This window comes from Streptomyces sp. NPDC059037 (assembly GCF_042740015.1).
GTDB lineage: Bacteria > Actinomycetota > Actinomycetes > Streptomycetales > Streptomycetaceae > Streptomyces.
Window position 1 is genome coordinate 1 of record NZ_JBHYIG010000320.1, and the last position, 10,663, is coordinate 10,663.

The following is a 10,663-nucleotide window of genomic DNA, read 5'->3' on the forward strand; positions in this document are numbered from 1 at the left end:
CGACCCAGATTGAGAAGCGCGGTGGCTGGGGGGCGGGGGGGCAGGCCCGTGTCGGCGAGCTCGGCCACGGACCTGCCGCCGAGCTCGCCGACCGCGGAGTTCTCGGCGAGGACGTATCCGACGGGGCCGGTGGCGGAGGCCAGGGCGATGGAGCCCTGGGTGGCGATCTTGTGGGGCGAGCCGGCGGCGTCGGCGGCGGCGAGCAGCGAGATGGCTCCGTAGGCGGCGGTGCGGAGGGTGAGCTTGTCCTGGTCGGTGAAGGCGATGGTGATGGCGGACATGGTGGCGTGCTCCTTCAATTCTGGGCGGACCCTGCCGGGGCTTCCCGGCGGGTGCTTGCTGCTGTTGATGAGCAAGACTCTGCCGGGGTGTCCTGACACCACACCCACAGCACACTGACACCGGCTGACATCAGACCCCGACCCCCGTCAGCCGGGCAGCACCCGAAGATTCAGTCCGCTGAGCCCTGGCCCTTTTCGGTGGCGTCTGATCTTCGGCGGTCCGTGGATGTCGAGAACGTGCCACCGGCTCCGTCCCAGGGACATCAGCGGCCACCACCGGCCGCACGAGGAAGAAGAGGAAGAAGGAGAAGCCAGCATGGCGATTCAGCGGATGGACAACGTCGGCATCGTCGTCGAGGACATGGACGCCGCCATCGCGTTCTTCGTGGAACTCGGCATGGAGCTGGAGGGCAGGACGGAGGTCGAGGGCCTCGTCGCCGACCAGTGCACCGGACTCGACGGCGTCCACTGTGACATCGCGATGCTCCGGACCCCGGACGGTCACAGCCGGCTCGAGCTGTCGAAGTACCGCAGCCCCGCGGCGATCAGCGACGGGCCGCGCAACAAGCCGCACAACATCCTGGGCACGCACCGCGTCATGTTCGCCGTCGACGACCTCGAGGACACCATTGCCCGCCTGCGCCCGCACGGCGCCGAACTCGTCGGCGAGATCGCCCGGTTCGAGGACAGCTATCTGCTCTGCTACCTCCGCGGCCCGGAGGGCATCATCGTCGGCCTGGCGGAGCAACTGCGCTGAGAAGGAGCAGCCGGACGAAAAAGCTGCCTCCAGCGGCATCCATCAGCACATACGCCAAGACCCCGTCCTCAGCGAAACCGCTGATGGCGGGGTCTTCGGGCACCTACTACAAGGTGCCCCCGGCAGGATTCGAACCTGCGCACACGGCTCCGGAGGCCGTTGCTCTATCCCCTGAGCTACGGGGGCGTGTCAGCGCTGATTGCGCGGCGACGGGTAGAACCCTACCAGCTCCAATGGGCTCCCCATGAACAGGTATTTCCGCATCTCCGCGGCCGCCGGAACGGCCGCACCGCACCGCGCTTCCCAGGGGTCGCCCAGGGGTCCCCCGCCCGGGGCGGACGCGCACCCCAGGCATCCCCCGCAGGGGGCGGAAGTGGGGAAAACCCGGACGCGGCGGTGTCGGCAGACCTACTCTCGAGTTGTGTCAGGCGTGCCCGGCCGCGTGCTTGTTGTGGACGACAACAAGGTCATCCGGCAACTGATCAGGGTCAACCTCGAGCTGGAGGGCTTCGAGGTGGTGACCGCGGCTGATGGTGCCGAGTGCCTGGACGTGGTGCAAGAGGTCAGGCCCGACGCCGTCACCCTCGATGTCGTGATGCCCCGCCTTGACGGGCTGCGGACCGCCGCGCGGCTGCGTTCCGATCCGCGGACCCGGCATCTGCCCATCGTGATCGTCAGTGCCTGTACTCAGTACGAGGTGGAGAGCGGCCTGGAAGTGGGCGTGGACGCCTTCCTCGCCAAGCCCTTCGAGCCGAGCGAACTCGTCGGTATCGTACGGCAGTTGCTGGAGCGCGGCCACGGCGGCGAAGCGCTCGGCGGCGACTGCGCGGCAGGCACCGGAGAGACCGAGCGCGCCGGCCGCACCGGCGGCTGAGCCGACCGCCCCGCGGGCCCTGACGCAGAGGCCCGGCCACCCCAGAGACCCCCGCCGCCGTCCACATCCCGGACCATCCGCCAAACCGGGTCGCGTCCCTACCCCCCTCCTCCCATACGCTTGTCCCCGTGACCCCCGTCGAGCTCTCCCGTTCCGTGCTGCGCGCCATGCGCCGTGCCGTCGATGACGGTGAGCTTCGTGACGTGGGCATGCCCGAGCGGGTGATCGTCGAGCGGCCTCGGCCCGGAGGGCGTGGGGACTACGCCACCAACGTCGCCCTGCAGGTCGCCCGCTCCGCCGGGCGCCCGCCGATGCAGGTCGCCGAGATTCTGTCCCCGCGGCTCACCGCGGAGCCCGGCATCGCCTCCATCGACATCACCGGGCCCGGCTTCCTCAACATCACCCTCGCCGAAGGGGGAGGTGAAGGGGGAAACAGCGGGGGAGCCGCCCTCGTACGCGACGTACGCGACCGCGGTGCCTGCTACGGGCACGTCCACCCCGACACCGGCGCCCGCCACCAGCTCCACTTCCCCCGCGAAGTCCGCGCCGCCGTCCTCGCCGACACCCTCCGCCGCATCCTCCGCTCGCAGGGCGCCCTCGTCCGCGTCACCTGTGACGAGGCGCCCGATCCCGGCTGGACGACCGGCCTCGGGGTGCGCGTCGACGCCCACGGGAAGCCTCCCGTCCCGCTCGACACGCTCCGCCCCGTCCCCGCCCCGCAGGACCCCACCCCCCTCGGCCGCGACGCCGCCCGCTGGGCCCTGCTGTATCCGGCCGGGCACGACCGCCCCCGCATCGAGCCGGCCGAGCAGCACCTCGCCCAGCGCGAGAGCAATCCCCTCTTCCGGGTGCGGTACGCGTACTCCCGTATCCGCGCCCTGAGCCGGAACGCCGAAGCCCTGGGGTTCGACGCCGCCCCCGGCGACGTGCAAGACGTACAAGAAGCGCAGGACCTCCTCGACGCCATCGGTGACCACCCCCGCGTCCTCGCCTCCGCCGCCCGGCGTCACGCTCCCGACCGCATCGCCCGGCACCTCGTCACCACCGCCGACGCCTTCCTCGCCTTTCAGCCGTCCGTCCTGCCGCGCGGTGACGAGAAACCCCTGGCCGCCCACCGCGCCCGGCTCGCGCTCGCCGAAGCCGCCGGGACGGTGCTCGCCGGTGGCCTGTCCCTGCTCGGCATCAGCGCACCAGAACATCTGTGAGAGAGACGACCGCGACATGAGCCGTTCCGCACACCCCGCCGGGCCCCGCCACGCCGACGTACTGCCCGAAGGGCACTACACCGCGCCGCCCGCCGATCTGAACTCCCTCGACCCGAAGGTCTGGGCGCAGACCGTCACCCGCAACGCGGACGGTGTCGCCACCGTCGGCGGCATCGAAGTGACCCGGCTCGCCGAGGAGTTCGGCACCCCCGCCTACTTCCTCGACGAGGCCGACTTCCGCGCCCGCTGCCACGCCTGGCGCGGCGCCTTCGGGACCGACGCCGACGTGTTCTACGCCGGCAAGGCCTTCCTCTCGCGTGCGGTCGTGCGCTGGCTGCACGAAGAAGGGCTCAACCTCGACGTCTGTTCCGGGGGCGAGCTCACCACCGCCCTCGACGCCGGGATGCCCGCCGACCGCATCGCCTTCCACGGCAACAACAAGAGCGAAGAGGAGATCGAGCGGGCCATCTCCGTCGGCGTGGGGCGCATCGTGCTCGACTCCTTCCAGGAGATCGTGCGGGTCGCGCACATCGCCGAGCGGCTCGGCAAGCGGCAGCCCGTGCAGATCCGCGTCACCGTCGGCGTGGAAGCGCACACCCACGAATTCATCGCCACCGCGCATGAGGACCAGAAGTTCGGCATCGCCCTCGCGGGGGGACAGGCCGCCGAGGCCGTCCGCCGCGCGCTGCAGCTGGATGGGCTCGAGCTCATCGGCGTGCACTCGCACATCGGGTCGCAGATCTTCGACATGGCGGGCTTTGAGGTCTCCGCCCGTCGCGTCGTGCAGCTGCTTGCCGAGATCCGTGACGAGCACGGTGTCGAGCTTCCCGAGATCGACCTCGGCGGCGGGCTCGGCATCGCGTACACCTCCGACGACGACCCGCGCGAGCCGCACGAGATCGCCAAGGCGTTGAGCGAGATCGTCACGCGTGAGTGCGAGGCCGCCAATCTCCGGACTCCCCGTATCTCCGTCGAGCCGGGGCGCGCCATCGTCGGGCCGACCGCCTTCACGCTGTACGAGGTCGGCACCGTCAAGCCCCTCGAGGGTCTGCGTACGTACGTCTCCGTCGACGGCGGCATGTCCGACAACATCCGCACCGCGCTCTACGACGCCGAGTACAGCGTCGCCCTGGTGTCGCGCGAGTCCGACGCCGAGCCCATGCTCGTACGCGTCGTCGGCAAGCACTGCGAGAGCGGTGACATCGTGGTGAAGGACGCTTTCCTCCCCGCCGACCTGGCTCCCGGCGATCTGATCGCCGTGCCCGCGACCGGCGCGTACTGCCGTTCCATGGCGAGCAACTACAACCACGCGCTCCGTCCGCCGGTCGTCGCGGTCAAGAATGGTGCGGCGCGCGTAATCGTCCGGCGCGAGACGGAGGAAGATCTCCTGCGTCTCGATGTCGGGTAATGAAATAGATGTCTCATGATTCGGACAGGGGATAGAAACTCCGGTCCGGTGGGTGAGACTGGTCCCATCGTTTAGATGTATGAGAAGTGAGGTCGGATGATGCGTACGCGTCCGCTGAAGGTGGCGCTGCTGGGCTGTGGGGTTGTCGGCTCAGAGGTGGCGCGCATCATGACGACGCACGCCGACGACCTCACGGCCAGGATCGGCGCCCCGGTGGAACTCGCCGGGGTCGCCGTCCGCCGTCCCTCGAAGGTGCGCGAGGGAATTGACCCCTCCCTCATCACCACCGACGCGACCGCGCTGGTCAAACGGGGCGACATCGACGTCATCGTCGAGGTCATCGGAGGGATCGAGCCCGCCCGGACCCTCATCACCACCGCCTTCGAGCACGGCGCGTCCGTCGTCTCGGCGAACAAGGCCCTCATCGCCCAGAACGGTGCCGCGCTGCACGCCGCCGCCGAGGAGCACGGGCGGGATCTCTATTACGAGGCCGCCGTCGCCGGCGCGATTCCGCTGATCCGGCCGCTGCGCGAGTCCCTCGTCGGCGACAAGGTCAACCGGGTCCTCGGGATCGTCAACGGGACCACGAACTTCATCCTCGACGCGATGGACACGACCGGGGCCGGGTACCAGGAAGCCCTCGACGAGGCCACCGCTCTCGGGTACGCAGAGGCCGACCCGACCGCCGACGTCGAGGGCTTCGACGCCGCCGCCAAGGCCGCGATCCTCGCCGGAATCGCCTTCCACACGCGCGTGCGGCTCGACGACGTCTACCGCGAGGGCATGACCGAGGTGACCGCCGCCGACTTCGCCTCCGCGAAGCGCATGGGCTGCACCATCAAGCTGCTCGCCATCTGTGAGCGGGCCGCGGACGGCGAGTCCGTCACCGCGCGCGTGCATCCCGCGATGATTCCGCTCAGCCATCCGCTGGCGTCCGTGCGTGAGGCGTACAACGCCGTCTTCGTGGAGGCGGAGGCCGCCGGCCAGCTCATGTTCTACGGGCCCGGCGCGGGCGGCTCGCCCACCGCGTCGGCCGTGCTCGGCGACCTCGTCGCCGTCTGCCGGAACAAGCTCGGCGAGGCCACCGGGCCCGGCGAGTCCGCGTACACCCAGCTGCCCGTGAGCTCCATGGGCGAGGTCGTCACGCGGTACCACATCAGCCTCGACGTGGCCGACAAGCCGGGTGTCCTCGCCCAGGTCGCGACGGTCTTCGCCGAGCACGGCGTATCGATCGATACGGTCCGTCAGACGGGCAAGGACGGCGAGGCATCCCTCGTCGTCGTCACCCACCGGGCACCCGACGCCGCGCTCAGCGGCACGGTCGAGGCGCTGCGGAATCTCGACACCGTGCGTGGTGTCGCGAGCATCATGCGGGTTGAAGGAGAGTAACCAGCAATGACCCACCAGTGGCGCGGAATCATCGAGGAGTACCGGGACCGTCTCCCCGTCTCCGACACGACGCCGGTCGTGACGCTCCGCGAGGGCGGCACGCCGCTCGTGCCCGCGCAGGTGCTCTCCGAGCGCACGGGCTGCGAGGTCCATCTCAAGGTCGAGGGCGCCAACCCGACCGGGTCCTTCAAGGACCGCGGCATGACGATGGCGATCACGAAGGCGAAGGAGGAGGGTGCGAAGGCCGTCATCTGCGCCTCCACCGGCAACACGTCGGCCTCCGCGGCCGCCTATGCCGTACGCGCCGGAATGGTCTGCGCCGTCCTGGTGCCGCAGGGCAAGATCGCGCTCGGCAAGATGGGCCAGGCGCTCGTCTACGGCTCGAAGATCCTTCAGGTCGACGGGAACTTCGACGACTGCCTGAACCTCGCCCGCGCCCTCTCCGAGAACTACCCGGTGGCGCTTGTCAATTCGGTCAACCCGTTCCGCATCGAGGGCCAGAAGACCGCCTCGTTCGAGATCGTCGACGCGCTCGGCGACGCCCCGGACATCCACGTCCTTCCCGTCGGCAACGCCGGCAACATCACGGCCTACTGGAAGGGCTACAAGGAGTACGCCGCCGACTCGGTGTCGACGCGCACTCCCCGGATGTGGGGCTTCCAGGCCTCGGGTTCGGCGCCCATCGTGCGCGGCGAGGTCGTCAAGGACCCGTCCACCATCGCCACCGCGATTCGCATCGGCAACCCCGCGTCCTGGGACTTCGCCCTTGCCGCGCGCGACGAGTCGGGCGGCTTCATCGACGAGGTGACGGACCGTGAGATCCTGCGCGCCTACAAGCTGTTGGCGTCCCAGGAGGGTGTCTTCGTCGAGCCCGCGTCGGCCGCGTCCGTCGCCGGTCTGCTCAAGGCCGCCGAGCAGGGCAAGGTCGACAAGGGCCAGAAGATCGTCTGCACGGTCACCGGAAACGGCCTGAAGGACCCCGACTGGGCCGTCGCCGGCGCTCCGCAGCCGGTCACCGTGCCGGTCGACGCGGCCACCGCCGCCGAGCGCCTCGGCCTGGCATAACCCAGGGGAAAACCCGCAACTCCCCACAGGGGGTGCACAGGGGGCTTACAGCACGCATCGTGCGCCTCCTGTGCGCCCTATGTCGCCACAGAACCTTCCTTCGATAGGCTGTACCCAACCCGCCCCGCCGCATATGCCGCGGTGCCGCCGTGTATCGGCCTCCGGGTACTGCCTCACATGTGGCAAGTCCTCCAAAAGATCGCAGCTCAAGGAGAGTCATCGAGCGATGGCCGGTCCCGCGTTCCGCGCCGCCGCCGTCCGGGTGCGCGTCCCCGCCACCAGCGCCAACCTCGGGCCGGGCTTCGACGCCCTCGGCCTGTCGCTGGGGCTGTACGACGACGTCGTCGTCCGGGTGGCCGACTCCGGACTGAACATCGACATCGCAGGTGAGGGCAGCGAGACGCTCCCGCGCGACGAGTCGCATCTGCTTGTACGTTCCCTGCGTACCGCCTTCGACCTGCTCGGCGGACAGCCGCGCGGGCTCGAAATCGTCTGCGCCAACCGCATTCCGCACGGCCGGGGCCTCGGCTCGTCGTCCGCGGCCATCTGCGCCGGAATCGTCGCCGCGCGCGCCGTGACGATAGGCGGTGACGCCCGGCTCGACGACAATGCCCTGCTTGAGCTCGCCACCGAGATCGAGGGCCACCCCGACAACGTCGCCGCCTGTCTGCTCGGCGGCTTCACGCTCTCCTGGATGGACGGGGGAGCGGCGCGGGCGATCAGGATGGACCCCGCCGATTCCATCGTTCCGGTGGTTTTCGTACCGGGAAAGCCGGTCCTCACCGAAACCGCGCGCGGACTGCTCCCGCGCACCGTCCCCCATGTGGACGCCGCCGCCAACGCGGGCCGGGCCGCCCTGCTCGTCGAGGCCCTGACCAGGCGCCCCGAGCTGCTGCTCCCCGCCACCGAGGACCGCCTCCACCAGGAGTACCGCGCACCCGCCATGCCGGAGAGCGCCGCCCTGGTGGACCGACTGCGGGCGGACGGCGTCCCCGCGATGATTTCCGGCGCGGGACCCACGGTCCTCGCGCTGGCCGATGAGAGTACGGCCGACAAGGTCGCACGCCTCGCGGGAGAGGGCTGGGCGGCCAACCGTCTGGCGCTCGACGCGACCGGGGCGAGCGTGCTGCCGCTCGCGCCTTGACGCAGTGACCTCCGGGTAACCGGATTTGGAGAGGGGGAATGTTTGTTGGATCCGGTAGTGTTAACCTCAAGTCTGCACCCGACCCCACCATGGCGAGGTGCTTCGTGTCCCCGTCCGGGACATCCATCCTTCCGGGAGCCTCCCAAACTGCTTCGTGCCTTGCACTGAGCAGTGCCGAGCACGCTCCGGAACCGGCGTGACCGAGCCGAGTGACACCGCACATCAGTGGCACCTCACCGGGACTCGCCATCACCAGTGAATTCTTCCGCCGCGCATTGGCGGACCACCGCCCCGGCCAGGTCCACACACCAAAGGACCGCCGGACAGCACAACCGGTCGCCGAGCCAGACAGGCCGACGTCCGCTCCAGGGAAGGACCCTTCGTGAGCGACACCACCGATCTGATGGGCGTGACTGCCGACACGCCCGCCACGGACGCCTCTGCGGCGCCTGCCACCGGTGCTTCGGCCGGGTCCCGGCGGCGCCGCGGCACCGGCCTCGAGGGCATGGTGCTGGCGGAACTGCAGCAGGTCGCATCCGGCCTCGGTATCAAGGGCACTGCGCGGATGCGCAAGAGCCAGCTGATCGAGGTCATCAAGGAGGCGCAGGCGGGAGGGGGCGCCCCCGCGAAGAGTGCCGCGCCGTCCTCGGCCGATGCCGAGACCAAGCCGAAGCGCCGCGCGACCTCCAAGGCCCGTACGGGCGAGGACGCGGCGGCCGGCGGCGGCAAGCCGAGCAAGGCCGACAAGGCCGAGAAGACGGAGCAGGCTTCGGGCGGCAAGGCCGAAGAGGCCGTCGCCCAGCAGCAGATCGACATCCCGGGCCAGCCCGCGGGTGCCGACAAGGGCGAGCGCCGGCGTCGCCGCGCCACCGCCGACGCGGGCAGCCCCGAGACCGTCACCGCCGAGGCGAAGGCCGAGCCGAAGCAGGACGCGCAGTCCGAGTCCCGCGGCGACGGCTCCGGTGAGGGCGCCGAGGGCCGCCGTGACCGTCAGGGCCGCGACCGCCAGGGCCGTGGCCGCGACCGTGACCGCCGTGGTGGCAACAAGGGCGACGACCAGCAGGGCGGTGGCCGTCAGGACCGCCAGCAGGGCGGCGGCCGTCAGGACCGCAAGGAGCGGGACAACGGCCCGCAGGACGACTTCGACGACGAGGCGGGCGGCCGTCGCGGGCGTCGCGGCCGGTACCGCGACCGCCGTGGCCGCCGTGGCCGCGACGAGTTCGGCGCCAACGAGCCGCAGGTCTCCGAGGACGACGTACTGATCCCCGTCGCGGGCATCCTGGACATCCTCGACAACTACGCGTTCATTCGTACGTCGGGCTACCTGCCCGGACCGAACGACGTGTACGTGTCGCTCGCCCAGGTCCGCAAGAACGGTCTGCGCAAGGGCGACCACGTCACCGGCGCGGTCCGTCAGCCCAAGGACGGCGAGCGCCGCGAGAAGTTCAACGCGCTCGTCCGCCTCGACTCCGTCAACGGCATGGCGCCCGAATCCGGGCGCGGGCGACCGGAGTTCAACAAGCTGACGCCCCTTTACCCGCAGGACCGGCTCCGTCTGGAGACCGACCCGGGCATCCTGACCACCCGCATCATCGACCTCGTGTCGCCGATCGGTAAGGGTCAGCGAGGGCTGATCGTGGCGCCGCCGAAGACCGGCAAGACCATGATCATGCAGGCGGTCGCCAACGCGATCACCACCAACAGCCCCGAGTGCCACCTGATGGTCGTCCTGGTCGACGAGCGTCCGGAAGAGGTCACCGACATGCAGCGGTCGGTGAAGGGCGAGGTCATCTCCTCGACCTTCGACCGTCCCGCCGAGGACCACACCACCGTCGCCGAGCTGGCCATCGAGCGCGCCAAGCGTCTCGTCGAGCTGGGTCACGACGTGGTCGTCCTGCTCGACTCCATCACCCGCCTCGGCCGTGCCTACAACCTCGCGGCCCCGGCGTCCGGGCGCATCCTGTCCGGTGGTGTCGACTCGACCGCGCTCTACCCGCCGAAGCGCTTCTTCGGTGCGGCGCGCAACATCGAGGACGGCGGCTCGCTGACCATCCTGGCCACCGCGCTCGTCGACACCGGTTCGCGCATGGACGAGGTGATCTTCGAGGAGTTCAAGGGCACCGGCAACATGGAGCTCAAGCTCGACCGGAAGCTCTCGGACAAGCGCATCTTCCCGGCGGTGGACGTCGACGCGTCCTCCACCCGTAAGGAAGAGATCCTGCTCAACAGCGAAGAGCTGGCGATCGTCTGGAAGCTGCGCCGGGTGCTGCACGCGCTCGACTCGCAGCAGGCCATCGAGCTGCTTCTCGACAAGATGAAGCAGACGAAGTCGAACGCCGAGTTCCTGATGCAGATCGCGAAGACGACGCCGACGCCGGGCAACGGCAACGACTAGTCACAGCGAACAGCACCACCAAATGGGGCCCCCCCCCCCCCAAAACCGCGGGCGCCCAATTTGAGAACGCAAAAAAAACACAAAAACAAAAAAAAAAAAAAAAAAAAAAAAAAAACACAAAAAAAAAAAAAAAAAAAAAAAACAC

8 protein-coding genes, 1 tRNA gene and 1 pseudogene are annotated in these 10,663 nt (G+C 69.6%); 8 read left to right on the top strand and 2 right to left on the bottom strand.

Annotated elements, in window-relative coordinates; genetic code table 11:
* Positions 1–281 (bottom strand): annotated as a pseudogene (locus ACFWY6_RS39570) (hypothetical protein); the annotation flags it as partial.
* Positions 282–597: 316 nt separating this feature from the next.
* Here ACFWY6_RS39570 and ACFWY6_RS39575 point away from each other — a divergent pair.
* Positions 598–1,038, top strand: a complete 441-nt coding sequence (locus ACFWY6_RS39575) for a VOC family protein (RefSeq protein ID WP_384700977.1) — start codon at positions 598–600, stop codon at positions 1,036–1,038.
* Positions 1,039–1,152: 114 nt separating this feature from the next.
* Here ACFWY6_RS39575 and ACFWY6_RS39580 read toward each other — a convergent pair.
* Positions 1,153–1,224 (bottom strand) — tRNA-Arg (locus tag ACFWY6_RS39580).
* Positions 1,225–1,411: 187 nt separating this feature from the next.
* On the opposite strand from ACFWY6_RS39580, the gene ACFWY6_RS39585 reads away from it, so the two are divergent.
* From ACFWY6_RS39585 to rho, 7 genes are all read left to right on the top strand, one after another.
* Positions 1,412–1,912, top strand: a complete 501-nt coding sequence (locus tag ACFWY6_RS39585; RefSeq protein ID WP_384700980.1) for a response regulator — start codon at positions 1,412–1,414, stop codon at positions 1,910–1,912.
* A gap of 128 nt (positions 1,913–2,040) precedes the next feature.
* Positions 2,041–3,117, top strand: a complete 1,077-nt coding sequence (gene nrtL, locus ACFWY6_RS39590; protein WP_384700983.1) for an ArgS-related anticodon-binding protein NrtL — start codon at positions 2,041–2,043, stop codon at positions 3,115–3,117.
* A gap of 16 nt (positions 3,118–3,133) precedes the next feature.
* On the top strand, positions 3,134–4,525 hold the full coding sequence (gene lysA / locus ACFWY6_RS39595) for a diaminopimelate decarboxylase (protein ID WP_384700985.1): 1,392 nt from the start codon (positions 3,134–3,136) through the stop codon (positions 4,523–4,525).
* A 99-nt stretch (positions 4,526–4,624) separates the two neighbouring features.
* Complete coding sequence (locus ACFWY6_RS39600; protein ID WP_384700994.1) at positions 4,625–5,914, top strand: homoserine dehydrogenase; 1,290 nt, start codon at positions 4,625–4,627, stop codon at positions 5,912–5,914.
* 6 nt (positions 5,915–5,920) lie between these two features.
* Positions 5,921–6,979, top strand: coding sequence for a threonine synthase (gene thrC / locus ACFWY6_RS39605; protein ID WP_384700988.1), 1,059 nt, complete (start codon positions 5,921–5,923; stop codon positions 6,977–6,979).
* A 226-nt stretch (positions 6,980–7,205) separates the two neighbouring features.
* On the top strand, positions 7,206–8,123 hold the full coding sequence (gene thrB, locus ACFWY6_RS39610) for a homoserine kinase (RefSeq protein ID WP_266870799.1): 918 nt from the start codon (positions 7,206–7,208) through the stop codon (positions 8,121–8,123).
* 382 nt (positions 8,124–8,505) lie between these two features.
* Complete coding sequence (gene rho / locus ACFWY6_RS39615) at positions 8,506–10,518, top strand: transcription termination factor Rho (RefSeq protein WP_384700991.1); 2,013 nt, start codon at positions 8,506–8,508, stop codon at positions 10,516–10,518.
* Positions 10,519–10,663 lie beyond the last annotated feature (145 nt).